Raw genomic sequence first — 18281 nt, forward strand, 5'->3', positions numbered from 1 at the left:
GTATTTGTTTTATTCGTTGGTGCTTGCCAGCACTTCCTCTAGCGAGGTCACGCCCTGGCGAACCTTGAGCAATCCGGATTTGCGCAGATCCTTCACGCCCTCACGCTCAGCCTGGGCTGCGATATCCATCGAGTTACCGTTGGTCATGATGATATGCGCAATTTCCTCAGAGACCGGCATGACTTGGTAGATGCCTACCCGCCCCTTGTAGCCGCTGCCCTTGCAACGCTCGCAGCCGACCGGGCCGTAGGGTTGCCAACTGCCGTCCAGATCATCTTCGTGAAAGCCCGCCTGGAGCAGGGCTTCGATCGGAATGTCCATTGGCTTCTTGCATGTGCACAGCCGGCGTGCAAGGCGCTGTGCCGTGATCATGATCACAGACGACGCGATGTTGAATGGTGCGACGCCCATGTTCTTCAGGCGTTCCAGCGTGGAGGGGGCGTCATTGGTATGCAGCGTGGACAGGACGAGGTGACCCGTCTGCGCGGCCTTGACCGAGATCTCGGCAGTTTCGAGGTCGCGAATTTCGCCAACCATGATGACATCCGGATCCTGGCGCAGAAAGGCACGTAGCGAGGCAGCAAACGTCAGGCCCGCTTTTTCATTCACGTTGACCTGATTGATGCCCGGCAGGTTGATTTCCGCTGGATCTTCGGCGGTGGAGATATTGACGCCCGCCTTGTTGAGCAGATTGAGACAGGTGTAGAGCGAGACCGTCTTGCCCGAACCGGTCGGGCCGGTGACCAAAATCATGCCGTAGGGGCGTTCAACGGCGTCGAGGAGCGCTTTCCTCTGCTCGGGTTCGTAGCCGAGCGCATCGACACCGAGCATTGCCGAACTCGGGTCGAGAATACGCATCACGATTTTTTCGCCATGCAGGGTCGGCAGAGACGATACCCGGAAATCAATGGCCTTGGTCTTGGACAGCACCAGCTTCATTCGGCCATCCTGCGGTACGCGCTTCTCCGAAATGTCGAGGCGCGAAATGACCTTGATCCGCGCGGCGATCTTTTCCTTCAATACCAGGGGTGGTTGTGCGATTTCACGTAGCACGCCGTCGGTACGAACGCGAATGCGGTAGTACTTCTCGTAGGGTTCGAAATGAATGTCGGACGCACCTTCATTGATCGCGTCGATCAGGATCTTCTGAATGAACTTGACGACAGGGGCGTCATCGACTTCCGAGCTGTCGTCTGCGGGTTGATCGGTAGGACCGTCCTGTTGCAGGAGGTCCATGTCGAAATCTTCGCCGGTCAAGTCCTGCAGCGTTTGTTGTGCCGTCTCGCTGAGGGCTTCGGCGAGCTTGCCGAGTTTGTCGACCTCGACAATGATCAGGTCAAGCTGCAGCCCGGTCTGAAAGCGGATTTCGTCCAGTACCCGCATGTTGGACGGGTCGGCGACGGCAAGCGTAATCCGGTTCTGGCGTTTCCCAAGCGCGACGACCTGGTGGCGGTTCATCAGCTTGCGATCGATGGCATCGCGCGGCAGCGAGCCGCGCTCGACCGCATTGATGTCCAGCAGGGGGTAGCCAAACGTGTCGGCTGCGAATTTTGCAATTTCGCGCGGATTCATCAGTCCGCGTTGGCAGATCTCAAGCAGGAAGGCGTTGGACGAGCCGTTTGCAGTGGGTGAACAGCTCAGCGCGTCGGCTTCGGTGAGGCGACCATTCTGAATAAGTGCCCGGGCAAGTCCGCTCAGTGCGGTCTGTGGGTTTGCTGCCATTTCCCGCTCTCGAAGCACCGGCGATGTCTGCGCCGGTAATCGTAATTAAGTGACATTCGATGTTGCACGCCCCGTAACGGCTTGTAAAGCCCCGCGCCGGGCCACGCACTGATCGCCGGGCGTTCCAGCCCGGTCCAGCTTACGGCATGCGAAACAGGCGGGCGGTGCGAACGCGCCGGTCCTGGGTTTGAATGACTTCAATCGGTGTGCCGGCAATGCGAACGGACAGACCGGTTTCAGGAATGTCCTGCAGGTACTCGAGGAGCAGGCCGTTGAGGGTCTTGGGGCCGTCAATCGGCAGGTCCAGACCCAGTGCGCGGTTGATCTCCCTGAGGTTCGTGCTGCCATCGACGGTAATGCTGCCATCCTCACCCCACTTCAGGTGGCGGCCGGATTCCGGCGTGCTGGTGGTGAACTTGCCGATGAGCTCTTCGATGATGTCTTCTAGCGTAATGAGGCCCAGCATTTCGCCATATTCGTCTACTACAAGGGCCAGTCGTTGCCGGTTCTCCTGGAAAAACTGGATCTGCGAGTAGAGTTGCGTGTCAGCCGGGACGAAGTAGGGCTTGGTCATAAGCTCACGGATCAGCTCCACGTTGAGCTCCGTCGCCAGTACCTCGCCCAGAAGGCGGCGCAGATGGAGGACACCGATCACCTGTTCGCTGTCGCCGTCATAGACTGGAAGGCGGGTGTGATAGCTGGTCGCGATGCGTTCACGCAACTCGTGGATTGGCATGGACAGATCGATGCCGTCAATCGCGCCCCGTGGCGTCATCACGTCTTCGACGGTAATGCTCTCAAGGTCGAACAGATTGACCAGAATGCTGCGGTGAGTCTGCGGAATGTACTGGCCTGATTCGAGCACCATCGACCGCAGCTCCTCGACCGACAGCGCTGCAGCACCATTGTCGTGTCGTGGTTGCAGGCGCATCAGATGAAGAAGACCGCTCGAGAACAGGTTGATGAACCAGATGACCGAGTAAAACACGCGCAACAGGCCGCTCAGCGGGTAGCTGACGATCAGGGCGAGGCGGTCGGCATGGTGCGCACCAATGACTTTCGGCGTGATCTCGGAAAACACCAGGATCAGGAAGGTGACGAACAGGGTGGCGGCACCCAGCGCCCAGCGGTCGTCACCGAAAAGCTCCATGGTAATGACGCTGACCAGGGTCGCCGCGGCGGTATTGACCAGGTTGTTGAACAGCAGAATCACGCCGAGAAGGCGGTCCGTCTGATTCAGCAGATTCACGGCGAGGATGGCGCCGCGATGCTCCTGCGAAGCCAGTGAGCGCAGACGGTATCGGTTTGCCGCCATCATCACGGTTTCCGACATGGAGAACAGGCCGGACACCAGAAGGAGGAAAACCAGAGCGCTGAATTGCGCCGTAAGGCCGATATCTGACACGGAGTGGACTACAGAATGCGGGCCTTGAGTATCGAAGGCCCGGGGAGTTGGTGTCAACCGGCATGCATGCCGGTTGACAGCCCATCAGCCTCAGGCAGGCCGATGGAGCAGCACCTCGATGACGAAGCGGCTGCCGACATAGGCGAGCATCAGCGCCACGAAACCGGCAAGCGTCCACCTGAGGGCCTGCTTGCCGCGCCAGCCCCAGGCACGGCGACCGAACAGCAGCGTGCCGAACAACAGCCAGGAAACGATGGCGAAAACGGTCTTGTGGTCGAGGCGGAATGCCTTCCCGAACAGCGTCTCCGAGAACACGATGCCCGATAGCAGTGTCAGGGTCAGCAGCACGAAGGCAATACCGATCAGGCGGAAGAGAAGTGCCTCCATGGTCAGCAGCGGCGGCAGCCCCGAGAGCATGCGCGAGAAACGCGCGCTGTGCAGTTGCCGTTCGGCGATGGCCATCAGCATCGCGTGCAGCGCCGCCAGCGTGAACAGGCTGTAGGCGAGCATCGCAATGATGAAGTGGGCACGAAACGCAGGTGAGGTGGCGTTGGTCAGTACATGCTCGCCCGGAAAGACCAGCGGCAGCAGGCAGGCCAGCACACCGGCAGGAAGAACCGCTGCATGGAGGCCGTCGAGTCGTGTGTACAGGGTTTCGACCCAGTAGAAGCAGATCGCGAGCCATACCATCAGCGACAGCGCGACGCCGAAACCGAAGCGCATCTCGGTGCCCGGGAACAGCGCTGCGTGGAGTGCCGCGCCGTGGGCGAGAAGGGCCAGAAGGAGGACGAGACGCTCGCGTCCCGACATGCATTGTCGTTTCTGGGCGGAGGGCGCCGCCAGCACGCAGGTACGCCAGAACCAGGCACCGAGGCCGGCATAGAGCGTCGCAGGGAGGAGATGAAGTAGAATTGGTTGCATACAGACCCGCAGTTTACTCCAAGTCACCCCGGCCGAAGGTCTCCAGAACATGCTAGATAATCTTACTCAGCGCCTGTCCAAAGTCGTCAAGACCTTGCGTGGTCAGGCCCGCCTGACCGAGGACAACATTCAGGACGCGATGCGCGAGGTGCGCATGGCGCTGCTCGAAGCCGACGTCGCCCTGCCGGTGGTCAAGGATTTCGTCAATCGCGTCAAGGAAAAGGCCGTCGGGCAGGAGGTGATTGCCTCGCTGACCCCGGGGCAGGCGCTCGTTGGCGTGGTGCATGACGAACTCAAGATCCTGATGGGCGGTGCCCATCAGGGGCTGAATCTCGCTACCCAGCCCCCGGCTGTCGTACTGATGGCGGGTCTGCAGGGCGCTGGTAAGACCACCACCACCGGCAAGCTCGCCAAGCATCTCAAGGAGACGCACGGCAAGAAAGTGCTGGTGGTGTCGGCCGACGTCTATCGCCCGGCGGCAATTGAGCAGCTGAAAACCGTCGCGGCCCAGGCCGGGGTGGATTTCTTCCCGTCCACTGCAGAGCAGAAGCCGGTCGATATTGCGCTGGCTGCGCTGGATTACGCGCGCAAGCATCACAACGACGTGCTGCTGGTCGATACCGCTGGTCGTCTTGCGATCGACGAAGCCATGATGGCCGAGATCAAGGCCTTGCACGCGGCGGTAAACCCGATCGAAACCCTGTTCGTGGTCGATGCGATGCTTGGTCAGGACGCGGTCAATACCGCGCGTGCCTTCAATGAGGCCTTGCCCCTGACCGGTGTGGTGCTGACCAAGCTCGACGGTGATTCCCGTGGCGGCGCGGCGCTGTCGGTACGCCATGTCACCGGCAAGCCGCTCAAGTTCGCCGGTGTGGGCGAGAAGCTTTCCGGTCTCGAGCCCTTTCATCCTGATCGTATGGCAAGCCGCATCCTGGGCATGGGTGACATCCTCGGTCTGGTCGAAGAGGCGCGCAAGGGGGTCGACGAGGACAAGGCCCGTGCCTTCGCGCAGAAGCTGAAAACCGGCAAGGGCTTCGATCTCAGCGACTTCAAGGAGCAGATCGGGCAGATGCGCAAGATGGGCGGGCTGTCGTCGATGCTCGACAAGCTGCCTGCACAGTTTGCACAGGCAGCCGGCAAGTTGCAGGGCGGTACCGAGGAAAAGGCCATTGGCCGCATCGAGGGCATCATCAATTCCATGACGCCGCTGGAGCGCGCCAAGCCCGAACTGCTCAAGGCCAGCCGCAAGCGCAGGATCGCTGCCGGTGCCGGGGTGACCGTGCAGGAGGTCAACCGCCTGCTGAACCAGTTCGAGCAGACGCAAAAGGTGATGAAGCAATTCTCCAAAGGCGGAATGACAAAGATGATGCGTGGCATGAAAGGCATGCTGCCCGGCATGCCGGGGATGCCCCGCTAGAAGGCTCACCATGGGCGATATCTTTCTTGCGCTCGGACGCTCGCTGCGCAGCCTGACGCGGACCGGGATCTTCTGGCACCTGATCTGGCCGGGCGTGCTGGCTTCGGTCCTGTGGACGGTGGTCGCGATTTTCTCCTGGGCCTTCATCATCGACGGCGTGATGAACTGGATCGGGAGCCTGAACTGGTTGAGCGGCTGGCTGGCGTCGTCCGAGCTGGCGGCGGGCATCCTGCTCGTGCTGGTCAAGATCGCCGTCGCGCTCGCCTTTGTGCCGCTGATCTATGTCACTGCCGCGGTACTTGTTGCGCTGGTGGCCTTGCCGCTCATGCTGGAGCGCGTGGCCAAGCGCGACTATGCCGATCTCGAGCAGCGCAGGGGCGGCTCCAACGTGGGGAGCGGATGGAATGCCCTGGTTGCGACCCTGCTGTTTCTGGGCGCGATTTTGCTGTCTCTGCCGTTCTGGCTGATTCCAGGTGTCGGCCTGATCGTGCCGGTGTTGCTTACCGGCTGGCTCAACCAGCGCGCCTTCGGGTACGACGCGCTCATGTTTCATGCCGACCGCGACGAGCTTGTCCGTCTGCGCAAGGATCAGCGCATGCCGATGATGGTTCTGGGGGGCGGGACCGCGCTGCTGGCCTACGTGCCCTTGGTCAACCTGATTGCGCCGGCGTTTTCCGGCCTGTCTTTCGTGCACTTCATGCTCGAGTCCCTGCGTCGTGAGCGCCTGCATAACGGTGTGACGATACTCGACCCTGCTCCTGCTCCCGCTTCTGCCCCCGTCCCTAAACCGAACCGGATCAACAAATGAAATTCGGTGCGCTCATCATCGGCGACGAGATCCTCTCCGGTCGCCGCAGCGACAAGCATCTTTCCCGTCTCATCGAGCTGCTGGGCGCGCGTGGGCTCAAGCTCTCGTGGGCCCGATACGCCGGCGACGAGCCCGCACAACTGACGGATACCCTGCGCCAGACCTTTGCCACCGGCGATGTCGTATTCAGCTTCGGTGGCATTGGCGCGACCCCGGACGACCATACCCGTGAGTGTGCTGCCGCTGCCCTTGGTACCAGCGTCGCGCTTCACCCTCAGGCCGAGGCCGAGATTCGGGCCCGCTTTGGTGGCGAGGTGACGCCCGAGCGCTTGCAGATGGGCGTGATTCCGGTAGGCAGCCAGATCATTCCCAATCCCTACAACCGCATTCCGGGTTTCTCGGTGAGCAGGCATCATTTCGTGCCCGGCTTCCCGATCATGGCCTGGCCGATGGTGGAGTGGGTGCTCGATCATTGCTATGCCGATCTGCATCATGCAGAGGACTATGTCGAGCGTGCGGTGACCGTGTGGGACGCATATGAGGGGCAACTGATCGGGCTCATGCGCGAACTGACGGAAAGCTTTCCCGATACGACCCTGTTCAGCCTGCCGACGATTGCCGGAGAAGGCGAGCGGCGCTCGCTCGAGCTCGGAATGAAAGGCACTGCCGCACGCGTTGATGAAGCCATGGCCAGACTCAAGGCAGGTGTGCTCGAGCGAGGCTTTGAGTGGGCAGACAAGGCCTGAGTGTCCTGCGTGCGCCTGCGACGGTGGAAGCGGCGCATGTGATGGAGGTCGAGGGCCGCACCGTGGCTCTCGTGATGCGACACTCGCGCCGGCGATCCTTTGCGCTGCAGGTCGACCACCGCGGCGCCCGGGTTGCGGTGCCCCACGGTACCTCGGTGGCGGCTGCGGAAGATTTCGTCCGCATGCATGGCCGCTGGCTGCTCGCGCGCCTCAGTGCGCAGCAGGCGCAAGCCGACGTCCAGCGTTTCGTCATGGCCGATCGCGCCGAGTTTCCCCTGCTGGGCAGAGCCGCGCGCCTGTGCATTCTGCAGTCGGGGCGGCGAGTGCAGTGGCGGCTTGCGGCTGATGGTGCGGACGAAATCTGGCTGCCCGCTTCCGCGACGACGGCGCGGTTCGTGCGCGCCCTGCGCACACGCGCAATCGACTGGTTTCGCGGTCGGGTCGAGGAGTATTGCCATCGCCTGGGGCTTCCGCTGCCCGAGGTCAGACTGTCGTCAGCACGCACGCGCTGGGGCAGCTGCAGTTCAAGGAGCGGTATTCGCCTGCACTGGCGGCTGATCCACCTCGAGCCCGCACTGATCGACTACGTCGTTGCGCATGAAGTTGCGCATCTGCTGGAAATGAATCATTCACCGCGTTTCTGGTCGGTGGTGGAACGGCTATATCCGGGCTGGCAGGATGCGCGTCGGCGTCTGCGCGTGCAGGGTGGCCGACTGCCATTGATCGATGCGCGGGATCTTACCCCCGTAATACAAGAGGACTGAACCATGAGAATGCTCCACACCATGTTGCGCGTAGGCGATCTGGATCGATCGATTGCCTTTTATACCGAAGTGCTCGGCATGCGGCTGTTGCGCCGCAATGACTACCCTGACGGAAAGTTCACGCTGGCGTTTGTCGGCTATCAGGACGAGGACGAGGGCACGGTGCTTGAACTCACCCACAACTGGGACGTGGACAAGTACGATCTTGGCACTGCCTACGGGCACATTGCGCTGGAAGTGCCGGACGCCGGAAAGGCCTGTGACGATATCCGTGCCCGTGGCGGCAAGGTGGTACGCGAAGCGGGGCCCATGAAACACGGCAGTACGGTCATCGCCTTCGTCGAAGATCCGGATGGCTACAAGGTTGAACTAATCGAGCGCAAGCCGGGCTGAGCCTGGCGGGTAGGCGGCGCCTGCCTCGGTAAGCCGCCTACCATTCGTCCTGAAAGCGCTTCCGGATTTCGAGCACATCCTTCCAGCCGCGCAGAAAGGCGTCGACGCAGGTTGGGTCGAAGTGCTTGCCGCGGCCTTCACGCAGGAAGGCGATGGCCTTGTCCAGCGTCCAGGCGCGCTTGTAGGGGCGCTCCGAAGTCAGCGCGTCGAAAACGTCGGCCACGGCAACGATGCGACCCTCGAGCGGGATCGCCGAGGCCCGCAGCTTGCCCGGATAGCCAGTGCCATCGAATTTCTCGTGATGGCTGAGCGCAATGATCGCCCCCATCCGCACGACCGACGAAGACGAGTCCTTGAGAATGTCGTAGCCGATGGCCGGGTGGCGCTTCATCACCGTCATTTCTTCCGCGCTGAGGCGGCCCGCTTTCAGCAGGATGTAATCCGGTATCCCGAGCTTGCCGACGTCGTGCATGGGGGCAGCCTGCAGCATTTCATCCGCATACTGCTCGCCCATGTCCAGGCGTCGGGCGACGAGTGCTGAATAGTGCGCCATGCGCTGAATATGGGCACCGGTTTCAGGATCACGGAACTCCGCTGCACGAGCCAGGCGGGTAATGGTTTCGCGTTCGCGGGCGTGAATCTCCGCCGTCGCCTGGCGCACCGCTTCGGCAAGTCGCACCGCGCGGTCGCGTGTCGCCAGGTGAGCTTCGCGCAACTTGAGCATGTTGCGTACCCGGGGTTCGAACTCGTGCGGGTCGATCGGCTTGTTGAGGAAGTCGTTGGCGCCGAACTCAAGCGCATCGTAGCGGGTGCGGCGTTCATTATTGGCCGTGACCATCAGGATCGGCAGGTCATCATGGTCGCGCAAGGCGCGGATACGCCGTATGAACTCGATACCGTCGATGCCCGGCATCATGTAGTCGACGATGATCAGGTCGGGCTCATTGCGCTCGCACCAGTCGAGCGCGGCGAGCGGTTCGGCAAAACACTCCGCCTGGCAGCCGCCCACGCGGCCGACAAGCGTCTCCATCAGGGTCAGGTTCAGCGGAGTGTCGTCGACAATGGCAACGAGCATGGTCGCCCCGGGTCATTCAATGACGACAGTATGTCCCAGGTGTGATGCTGCTGCCAGCGTGTCGATGCTCAGTCCTCATCCTCCATGCCGCCCCGCCGCGGGACCTGGGTCGGATCGCAGGTGATCGGACGGTAGATCTCGACCCGGTCGCCTGGCTGCAAAGGGGCGTCGAGCTTGACCAGCTTGCCGAAGATGCCGACCTTCTGTTGCGTGAGGTCGATCTGCGGATACATGGCCAGCACGCCCGAATGCTCGATCGCATCCTTTACCGTGGCCTCGTCCGCCACATCGATGCGCAGCCAGCAGTGCTGGGCGCCATCGGAATACGCTATGCCGATTCTCATCCGGATGCTCGCTCAGAGAGAGGCGCCTTCCGCCGGCAAGGCTTCGGGTGCGGGGGTTTGGTGTGCACGTCGTGTCTCGACATGACGCTGCAATGCCATGAGGAAGCCGAGTGCGAGGAAGCCGCCGGGCGGCAGGATCATCATCAGAAAGCCCTTGTAGTCCGGGATGACCGTGATCTCGAGGAAGCGGAAGGACTCGCCCAGCAGCAGGCTGGCGCTGGCAAACAGCGTGCCGCTGCCGAGCACTTCGCGTGTCGCGCCAAGTACGATCAGTGCCAGCGTGAAGCCCAGCCCCATGGCGATGCCGTCGACGATGGAGGAGAGCACCGGCTGGCGGGAGGCGAAGGCCTCGGCACGGCCAAGGATCGCGCAATTGACCACGATCAGGGCAATGAAGAGCCCCAACACCTTGTGCAGATCGTGCAGCCATGCGTTCAGGCTCATATCCACGAGGGTCACCAGGGTCGCGATCAGCACGATGAAGGTCGGGATACGTACGCTGGGACTAACGAAGTTGCGGATCGCTGCAACGATGGCGTTCGACAGCACCAGTACGGCGGTGGAGGCGAGCCCCATGCCGAGGCCGTTCGTGGCCGTGCTGGTGACGGCCATCAGGGGGCAGAGCGCGAGCATCTGTGTGAACACGACGTTCTGCCGCCACACACCGTCGCGGATGATGTTGCCGAATGGCAGCCTCGGGGCCGCTTCAGGTTCGGAGCCTGTGTCCTTGCAGTGCAGACTCATGATGTCGGTTCCTTCTTCAGGGTCAGCAGGTGATCGTCCTCGCCCAGCATGGCGCTGCGGTTGTGCGCAAACAGTTCGAGCCCGCCACGGACCGCGTTGACGACTGCGCGCGGGGTGATCGTGGCGCCGGCGAACTGGTCGAAGTCACCACCATCCTTCTTCACCGCCCAGCGCGCTGGTGGCGGGGACTCAAGCGACTTGCCGGCGAAGCTGTCGATCCACGGATTCTTGGCGAACTCGATCTTGTCGCCGAGTCCGGGCGTCTCTGTGTGGCGGGTGACGCGCACGCCGAGCAGGCGACCGCTGCGATCGACGCCCATCATGATGCGGATCGGCCCGGCATAGCCCTTGGCGGTCACGGCGAAGACCACGCCGCGGACCTCGGCTGCCCGGCGCGCCTGATAGACGGTCAGCGGCGGGGTGCCAGCCATCGGCAGGCTGATGGTGTCCTTGAGCAGGTCGTTGTCGGCAAACCCCTGCGGTAAAACCTGAGCCAGCGAGGCGGCGGTGTCGCGCGCCGCGGCTTCGGCGATGGCAGGTCCGGTGGCCTGATGCGCGAACGCGAGTGCAGCGCTTGCAGTCAGGGCGACGAGGCCAAGCGAGGCGCCCTGGTACCACAGGGCCTCGATGGGCGGAGAGGACAATGGCGATTTGCGCATGGCTGGATTCGGCGCTTCAAGTTGATTCACGGGGCAGTCATCGAGTGACCGTTGCGGCGGCGGCCAAAGATGCGGGGACGCGTGACGCGATCGATCAGGGGCACTGCCGAATTCATGAGCAGTACGGCGAAGGCCACGCCTTCCGGATAAGCCCCCCATGTGCGGATGACCCAGGTCAGCAAGCCGCAGCCCAGACCGAAGATCCACTGTCCGAGCGGGGTACTTGGCGAGCTTACATAGTCGGTCGCAATGAAGAAGGCGCCGAGCATGACGCCACCGGTCAGCAGATGAGCCAGGGGCGGCAGATACTGATCCGGAGCGAGGAGGTGCGCAAAGGCTGCGGGCAGCACCACACCCAGAATGAAGGCGGCCGGAATCTGCACGCCGATCACCCGTTTCAGCATCAGGAACACGCCGCCAGCGGCGAGCAGCAGGGCGCTGGTTTCCCCCAGACTGCCGGCGCGTTGGCCGAGGCCGAAGCTGAACGGATCCCAGTGTCCGGTCAGCGATTGCGACAGGGCGATGCCGCGCGATGCCTCGGACTTGACGTGGCCCAGCAGTGATGCGCTCGTCATGGCGTCTGGCACGTTGCCGCCGAAGGTCACGCTCAGTGCGGTCATCGGGTCAAGCGCTGCGCTCAAGCCCGCTGCGTGGGGGGCAACCCATTGCGTCATTTCGACCGGAAACGAGATCAGCAACATCACCCGCGCGGCCATTGCCGGGTTGAAGAGGTTTTGTCCCAGGCCGCCGAAGGCGTGCTTGGCCACGATGACGGCGAAGCTCGCGCCCGCCGCAGCGATCCACCACGGTGCCCAGGGGGGGAGGGACAGGGCGAGCAGCCAGCCGGTGAGCATTGCCGATCCGTCGGCGAGCAAGGGGCCTGCGGGGCGCTCCGCCAGACGCGCACAGAAGGCCTCGGAGATCAGGGCGGAAAGAATGGTGACACACCATAGCGTGATCGCCGGCCAGCCGAAGTGCCAGAAGCCGGCCATCGTTGCCGGGGTCAGTGCCAGCATCACCAGCAGCATGACACGGCCAACGGAGCGGGCTCCGTGCGCGTGAGGCGAGGAAATCGGGTTCATGCCGTGGTCTCCTCGGTTGTTTTCGCGGCTGCGCTTGCCTTTGCCGCTGCGGCTTCGGCGGCAGCCGCCTTGGCGCGGGCGCGCTCGGCCTTGCGTCGCTCCGCAGCCTCGGCCTTTTCGCGCGCTTCGCGTTCCATGCGGCTTTCACGCGCTTCGACAAGCTCCTTGATGGCATCCTGTTTCATGCGGTTCCGGCCCTGGGCTGCGAGTTCGCCCTTGGCATGGTTGAAGTACTGGACGAGCGGAATCTGGGAAGGGCAGACAAAGGAGCAGGTACCGCAGCTGATGCAATCCTTGAGTCCGATCTCGACCGACGCCTTGAGATCGCCGCTCCTGATCAGTGCAGCCATCTCCAGCGGCATCAGCCCGATCGGACAGGCGCCCACGCAGGAAGCACAGCGAATGCAGGGGCCGGGTTCCGGGAGGGCTGCGAGTTCGTGTTCGACCAGTCCAAGCAGTCCGCCGCTTCCCTTGATCACCGGAATGTCGAGCGAGTGGATGGACAATCCCATCATCGGCCCACCCATGACCCAGCGCGCGACCGGTTCCGTCGTTCCGCCGCAGAATGCCACCAGGGTGGAGAGCGGCGTGCCGATGCGCACCTCAAGGTTGCGCGGTGTGCGGATGGCGCCGCCGGAGACGGTGACGATGCGCCGGGTGAGCGGCTCTCCGAAGCGGATCGCACGGTGAATGGCGGCGGCGGTGCCGACGTTCTGCACCATGACACCGATATCTGCCGAACGGCCTTCCGCAGGCACTTCACGCCCGGTCAGCCAGGAAATGAGCTGCTTTTCCGAGCCCATCGGATAGCGGCTCGGAACCTCGACGACCTCCACATCGGCGACGCCCTCGGCCGCCGCACGCAGGGCAGCGATCGCCTGAGGCTTGTTATTCTCCACTCCGATCAATGCGCGTTCGCCGCCAATGGCCCGCAGGATGATGCGTGCGCCGTCAATGACCTCAGGGGCGCGTTCGCGCATCAGACGATCGTCGCACGACAGGTAGGGTTCGCACTCGCCACCGTTCAGGATCAGCGTGGGAATCGGGTTCTTCTGGCCGAGGGCGAGCTTGACGGCCGCCGGGAAGGTTGCGCCGCCCATGCCGACCACGCCGGCAGCCGCAACCCTGCGCGCAATCTCCGCGGGTTCGAGGCTGAACGGGTCGGTGTGATCCGGTGGCAGGGCTTCATCAAGACCGTCGGTATCAAGCAGGATGGCCGGACCGGCAAGGCCGGAGGCGTGCGGCACCGGTACCTCGGCGATGCCGATCACGGTGCCGGATGTCGGCGCATGTATCGGCGCGGAGATTGCTCCCTGCGCTTCGGCAATGAGTTCGCCGCGCAGCACATACTGCCCTGCCTGCACCAGTGGGCGTGCCGGCGCGCCGATATGCTGGGCAAGCGGCAGGATCAGCCGCGGAGGCAGAGGCAGCACCGTGATCTCGGTATCCGCGGCCGGATGTTTGCGGCCTTCGGGGTGGGCGCCCCAGCGCTGCAGCATGCGGCGCAGGAAGGAGGGGGTCGATAAGGCGGGGGTATTCATGGCATCACTCTCAGGCGCTGACCGGTTTCGGCCAGACCCAGGTTTGCTGTGTGACGGGCACCGGAGCAAGGTCGATGGCCCCGGTGGGGCAGACTTCTTCGCATTTCGCGCAGCCGGTGCAGGCCTCGCGAATCACCGAGTGGATCTGCTTGACGGCGCCCAGCACCGCATCGGTGGGGCAGGACTTGAAGCATTTCGTGCATCCGATGCAGATTTCCTCGCGCACCTCGGCGATGCGCGGCACCTGAATCTGGACGGCGCCGGCGTCGAGTGCGAGACCGAGTCGCGCGGCCAGCGCTTCGGCCAGCTGCAGGCCACCGGGCGGGCAACAGGTGGCAGGTGCGTTCCCTGCAATGAGCGCCTCGGCGGCGCCTGCGCAACCGGGAAAGCCGCACTGACCGCAGTTGGTGCCGGGCATCATGGCTTCGATTTCGGCTTCGACGCCGTCCCGTTCGACATGGAAGAAGCGTGCGGCAAGCCCCAGCCCGAGGCCGAAAACAGCGCCCATCACGGAGAGGCTAACTACGGCGATCAACATGTCGGCTCCTTTGAGAGTGTCGGTCAGTGGTTGGTGAGGCCGGAAAAGCCCATGAACGCGAGCGACAGCAGTCCGGCAGTTACAAAACCAATTGGCGCGCCGGCGAAGGCTGCCGGCACGCGTGCGAGCGCCAGGCGCTCGCGCAGTCCGGCGAACAGTACGAGAACCATGGTGAAGCCGGCTGCTGAGCCCAGCCCATAGACGACGCTGCGAACGAAGCCCGCGCCCTCCTGGACATTGAGCAGCGCCACGCCGAGCACCGCGCAGTTGGTCGTGATGAGCGGAAGATAGATGCCGAGCACCTTGTACAGGGCGGGCGCGTTCTTCTTGACCGCCATTTCGACGAACTGGACGGTTGCGGCGATGACCAGGATGAAGCCCAGGATGCGCAGATAAGCCAGATCGAAGGGGGCGAGCAGGGCATGCTCGAGCACCCAGGTCACGGCACTCGCGAGCGTGAGCACGAAGGTCGTGGCCATTCCCATGCCAAGCGCGCTGTCGATCTTGCGCGAGACCCCCATAAAGGGACACAGGCCTAGGAATTTCACCAGCACGACGTTGTTTACCAGCGCCGTGCCCAGCAGCAGCATCAACCATTCACTCATTGCCGACGATCTCCGTCATTGCGGTTTTCATGCTGTGTGTTGCATGAGACATGCCACAGTGGGATTGTCTGCAAGTAACTGATTTCATGGAGGTGTGATGTTTCAGGAGGTGCGCCGGCATGTTTCGAGTACGTCAGTTGCGCAGAGATTGTCGTAAACACGACAAGGTCTGTGGCGGGTTCCGCTGACGCCTGGCGCAGCCCGAAAAGCGCCGATTTCGTGGCAGGACAGGTTTCCCGCTGTCATGCACCGGACAAGTGCATCGAATTGTGAGGTTTGGCACAATGATTGCTAGAGACGATCAAACTGTCCCTTGAGAGGCTTCAATGTCGGCCCCTGATTCGATGCATGCCGTGTTCTCCGATGCCGTGTTCCACGATGCGGTAGAGCAATCTGCGATTGCGATCTCGATCACCGATGTCAATGCGCACATCCTGTATGTGAACCCGGCCTTTTCGGCGATCACCGGGTATGCCGCCTCCGAGGTGGTCGGGCAGCGCCAGTCGTTGTTGTCCTACAAATCGACACCGCGCTCGGTCTACCAGACGATGTGGCTGGCCCTGAAAAGCGGCCAGTCATGGACCGGGCGCCTGCTCAACCGCCGGCGTGACGGAACGCCCTATGTGGCCGAGCTGACGGTCACGCCGTTGCGCTCCGCCGCGATCAAGGGAGAGGAAACCCGTTACCTCGGCATGCACTGGGACGCCACCGAAGAGCACCGTCTGGCACAGCAGCTGAGCAATCACAAGCAGCTCATCGAGTCGGTGATCTCGGTGGCTCCAGTCGCGGTTGCGCTGCTCGACGTCGAGGGCAAGGTCGTCCTCGACAACCCTGCTTACCGCCGTGTGGTCTCCGACATGCGGGTGACCGAGCCCGCACATTCGGTGATGGATGCACTGCGTCAAAGTCTCGGTGAGAGTTTCAAGCATGCACTGGCTCACCGCCGTGCCTTGCTCAACCACGAACTGCGCTTCGATTCGGATTCGGGCGAGCCGCGCTGGTATTCGTGTTCGGTGTCGTGGTTCGAGGAGCGTCATACCAGCCCCGATGCGTTCTACGGCGATGGTTGCTCCGACTACATGCTGCTGGTGATGCACGACATCAGTGCCTCCAAGCGTCAGCAGGAGGCGCTGCGTATTGCAGCGATGCGCGCGATGCTGTCCGAGGGCGAATTCAACCAGAGCCTGCGCGAGGCATTGTCGGGGGCGATCTTTCAGTTGCAGGGGCCGGTGAATCTGATCTCGGCGGCGGCGAGTCTGCAGCGTCGCCGTGCTGGCGGTGCTGCAGGAGGTGATGCGCTCGCCAAGGCGCTTGCGGATGCGCAGCGTGCGGGAGAGGAGGCCATCTCCACCTTGCAGGCGGCCATGCCGCCCGAGCCCGAGGCGCCCACCGGACTGGTTAACCTCAATGAGGTTCTGCGTGACGTGCTGATGCTCGAGACAGAGACCTTCCTGTCAGCAGGGGTAACGGTCGACTGGCTGCCGGCGCATGTCCTGCCTTCGGTCCAGGGCAACCCCACCGCACTGAGGGCCCTGTTCCGGCAGTTGGTGACGAATGCGGTGGAAGCCATGAATGTGCGCGGCTGGACCGAACGCAACCTGAGCCTGAGCACCGAGGTGCGTGGCAAGTATGTGCGCGCGGCGCTGACCGATACCGGCCCGGGCATTCCCGACGAATTGCGCCTGAAAGTGTTCGAGCCCTTCTTCTCGACCAAGAAGGGACGCGCAGCAGGGCGCGGGGTTGGATTGTCGCTGGCTCAGGAGATCGTCAGCCGGCATCGCGGTGTGCTCGAGATCGATCCCGCGTATGCAGGCGGCTGCCGGCTTCTGGTAAGCATTCCTGCCTTGGGCCAGGTTCCCGTGGCCGATGAGGAGGGCGGAAGATGACTGCGAGCGATCCGCTGGACGAGGCACGCGCAGCCTGGCTCGAATCGTCGCTTGAGGCCTTGTATCGGGTCAGCCGGGTGTTGTCGCGTTCGCTGGAACTGCGCGAAACCCTTGCGGAACTCCTGCGTGTACTGGATGAGGAGTGCGGCTTCAATCGGGCCCTGGTTACCCTGAGCGAGCCGGATGGGGAGGCGATGGCGATTTCGGCCCTGCATGGCGTGGATAGCACGATCGATCCGGATATCCGCTGGCGTGCGGGCGAGGGTGTGATCGGCAGCGTACAGCAGCGCTCGAGGCCGCTCGTTCTCCAGCGCCTTGCCGAAAGCCCCGATTACCTGCGTCAGCGCGGGGTGTTCGACGCCGACGCACCCTTTATCGGCGTGCCGATCCGGGCCGCACATGAAACCGTCGGTGTGCTTGCGCTGCAGCCTCCGCTGGCGGTTCGGGAACGCCTCGACGACGATGCCCATTTTGCGGAGATGGTGGCAAACCTGATTGGTCAGACGGTGAGACTCTCCCGTCAGGTGCGCCAGGAACGCCGGGATATTTCGGAGGAGCGCGACAGTTTGCGGCGCACCGTGCGGAGCCATTTCGGCTTCGACAGCATCATCGGGCACACCGCCGTGATGCGTAAGGTGTTCGATCAGGTACGGCAGGTGGCGAAGTGGAACACGACCGTGCTGGTGCGCGGCGAGACCGGCACCGGCAAGGAGCTGATCGCCCAGGCCATCCATTACAACTCCCCGCGCGCAGCGGGGCCCTTCGTCAAGCTCAACTGTGCGGCCCTGCCGGAGAACCTGCTGGAGTCCGAGCTCTTCGGCCATGAGAAGGGGGCATTCACCGGTGCGCTCACGCAGCGCAAGGGGCGTTTCGAGACGGCCGATGCCGGCACGCTTTTCCTGGACGAAATCGGCGAAATCTCCGCGTCCTTCCAGGCCAAGCTGTTACGCGTGCTGCAGGAAGGCGAGCTGGAGCGCGTTGGCGGCGTGCGCACATTGCGGGTGGATGTGCGGGTGATTGCAGCAACCAATCGCGATCTGGAACTGGAAGTCGAAGCGGGCAAGTTCCGCGAGGATCTGTTCTATCGCCTGAACGTCATGCCCATCATGCTGCCGCCGCTGCGGGAGCGCGTCGAGGACATTCCCGAGATCGCGTCGTTCCTGGTCGGCAAGGTGGCAAAAATGCAGGGACGTCCGCTTTCGATCACCGACAGCGCCCTGCGCATCCTTCTTCACCATGCGTGGCCGGGCAATGTGCGCGAGCTCGAAAACTGTATCGAGCGTGCGGCAGTCATGAGCGAGGATGGCGTCATCGATCGCGATCTGGTGCTGATCTCGGGTGTCGAAGAGCGTGTCTCGCCAATGCGTGGAGGCGGTTCGGTGGATCTCGATGATCCGGATCTGGATGAGCGCGAGCGGGTCATCGCTGCACTTGAGCAGGCCGGCTGGGTACAGGCCAAGGCCGCCCGACTGCTGAATATGACGCCGCGACAGATTGCCTATCGCATCCAGACGCTCAACATCAAGGTGCGTCAGATCTGAGTGCGCTTATTCGCCTCGATCGATTCGAGATCGCGACGCTTCGCTGAATGTTGTCTTCACGCAATGTTCAGCGGGGCCTGTCGGCATGCA

General features: G+C 63.0%; 18 protein-coding genes. 7 read left to right on the forward strand and 11 right to left on the reverse strand.

Translation table 11 applies throughout. The features are described 5' to 3' along the window. Window positions 1–9: 9 nt before the first annotated feature. The 3 genes from pilB to AC22G6_RS05115 all read right to left on the reverse strand — a co-directional run bounded on the left by pilB (window position 10) and on the right by AC22G6_RS05115 (window position 4048). A complete protein-coding gene (gene pilB / locus AC22G6_RS05105; RefSeq protein ID WP_108949318.1) occupies window positions 10–1722 on the reverse strand; it encodes a type IV-A pilus assembly ATPase PilB in 1713 nt (570 codons plus the stop codon). A gap of 139 nt (window positions 1723–1861) precedes the next feature. Further along, a complete protein-coding gene (locus tag AC22G6_RS05110; protein WP_487365880.1) occupies window positions 1862–3127 on the reverse strand; it encodes an HlyC/CorC family transporter in 1266 nt (421 codons plus the stop codon). A 90-nt stretch (window positions 3128–3217) separates the two neighbouring features. Continuing rightward, window positions 3218–4048, reverse strand: coding sequence for a cytochrome C assembly family protein (locus AC22G6_RS05115; protein WP_487365881.1), 831 nt, complete (start codon window positions 4046–4048; stop codon window positions 3218–3220). Between the two features lie 49 nt (window positions 4049–4097). Here AC22G6_RS05115 and ffh point away from each other — a divergent pair, with 49 nt between their 5' ends. Genes ffh through gloA form a run of 5 tightly spaced genes read left to right on the forward strand, consistent with a single transcriptional unit; the run spans window position 4098 to window position 8176 of the window. Further along, window positions 4098–5465 carry a signal recognition particle protein gene (gene ffh, locus AC22G6_RS05120; protein ID WP_487365882.1) on the forward strand — a complete coding sequence of 456 codons (1368 nt, stop codon included), beginning with the start codon at window positions 4098–4100 and terminating at the stop codon, window positions 5463–5465. Between the two features lie 10 nt (window positions 5466–5475). Then, a complete protein-coding gene (locus AC22G6_RS05125) occupies window positions 5476–6273 on the forward strand; it encodes an EI24 domain-containing protein (protein WP_487365883.1) in 798 nt (265 codons plus the stop codon). Further along, a complete protein-coding gene (locus AC22G6_RS05130; protein WP_487365884.1) occupies window positions 6270–7019 on the forward strand; it encodes a competence/damage-inducible protein A in 750 nt (249 codons plus the stop codon). Before AC22G6_RS05125 ends, AC22G6_RS05130 begins: the two co-directional genes overlap by 4 nt. Next, window positions 7001–7783, forward strand: a complete 783-nt coding sequence (locus AC22G6_RS05135; RefSeq protein ID WP_487365885.1) for a M48 family metallopeptidase — start codon at window positions 7001–7003, stop codon at window positions 7781–7783. Before AC22G6_RS05130 ends, AC22G6_RS05135 begins: the two co-directional genes overlap by 19 nt. A 3-nt stretch (window positions 7784–7786) precedes the next feature. Then, window positions 7787–8176, forward strand: a complete 390-nt coding sequence (gloA, locus tag AC22G6_RS05140) for a lactoylglutathione lyase (RefSeq protein ID WP_108949312.1) — start codon at window positions 7787–7789, stop codon at window positions 8174–8176. Between the two features lie 37 nt (window positions 8177–8213). On the opposite strand, the gene AC22G6_RS05145 is transcribed toward gloA, so the two are convergent. The 8 genes from AC22G6_RS05145 to rsxA form a co-directional block, all read right to left on the reverse strand. Continuing rightward, complete coding sequence (locus AC22G6_RS05145) at window positions 8214–9251, reverse strand: HD domain-containing phosphohydrolase (protein WP_487365886.1); 1038 nt, start codon at window positions 9249–9251, stop codon at window positions 8214–8216. Window positions 9252–9319: 68 nt separating this feature from the next. Continuing rightward, entirely contained in the window at window positions 9320–9595 is a 276-nt protein-coding gene (locus AC22G6_RS05150) for an RnfH family protein (RefSeq protein ID WP_108949310.1), read from the reverse strand. Window positions 9596–9607: 12 nt separating this feature from the next. Beyond that, complete coding sequence (locus AC22G6_RS05155; protein ID WP_487365887.1) at window positions 9608–10339, reverse strand: electron transport complex subunit E; 732 nt, start codon at window positions 10337–10339, stop codon at window positions 9608–9610. After that, complete coding sequence (rsxG, locus tag AC22G6_RS05160; protein ID WP_108949308.1) at window positions 10336–10998, reverse strand: electron transport complex subunit RsxG; 663 nt, start codon at window positions 10996–10998, stop codon at window positions 10336–10338. Before rsxG ends, AC22G6_RS05155 begins: the two co-directional genes overlap by 4 nt. Window positions 10999–11024: 26 nt before the next feature. Continuing rightward, a complete protein-coding gene (locus AC22G6_RS05165) occupies window positions 11025–12080 on the reverse strand; it encodes an RnfABCDGE type electron transport complex subunit D (protein WP_487365888.1) in 1056 nt (351 codons plus the stop codon). Beyond that, window positions 12077–13621 carry an electron transport complex subunit RsxC gene (rsxC, locus tag AC22G6_RS05170; RefSeq protein WP_108949306.1) on the reverse strand — a complete coding sequence of 515 codons (1545 nt, stop codon included), beginning with the start codon at window positions 13619–13621 and terminating at the stop codon, window positions 12077–12079. The genes AC22G6_RS05165 and rsxC overlap by 4 nt, the downstream gene beginning before the upstream one ends. A 10-nt stretch (window positions 13622–13631) precedes the next feature. After that, window positions 13632–14159: an RnfABCDGE type electron transport complex subunit B gene (locus AC22G6_RS05175; protein ID WP_108949305.1), complete on the reverse strand. Its 528-nt coding sequence runs from the start codon at window positions 14157–14159 to the stop codon at window positions 13632–13634. Between the two features lie 23 nt (window positions 14160–14182). Continuing rightward, the gene (rsxA, locus tag AC22G6_RS05180) at window positions 14183–14764 is read right to left on the reverse strand and encodes an electron transport complex subunit RsxA (protein WP_108949304.1); all 582 of its coding nucleotides are present in this window, start codon (window positions 14762–14764) and stop codon (window positions 14183–14185) included. A gap of 326 nt (window positions 14765–15090) precedes the next feature. On the opposite strand from rsxA, the gene nifL reads away from it, so the two are divergent. Both nifL and nifA read left to right on the forward strand, forming a co-directional pair. Continuing rightward, entirely contained in the window at window positions 15091–16650 is a 1560-nt protein-coding gene (nifL, locus tag AC22G6_RS05185; protein ID WP_487365889.1) for a nitrogen fixation negative regulator NifL, read from the forward strand. Next, on the forward strand, window positions 16647–18191 hold the full coding sequence (gene nifA, locus AC22G6_RS05190; protein ID WP_487365890.1) for a nif-specific transcriptional activator NifA: 1545 nt from the start codon (window positions 16647–16649) through the stop codon (window positions 18189–18191). Before nifL ends, nifA begins: the two co-directional genes overlap by 4 nt. Window positions 18192–18281: the final 90 nt, after the last annotated feature.

It is taken from the genome of Parazoarcus sp. PS-13 R2A (assembly GCF_057621855.1).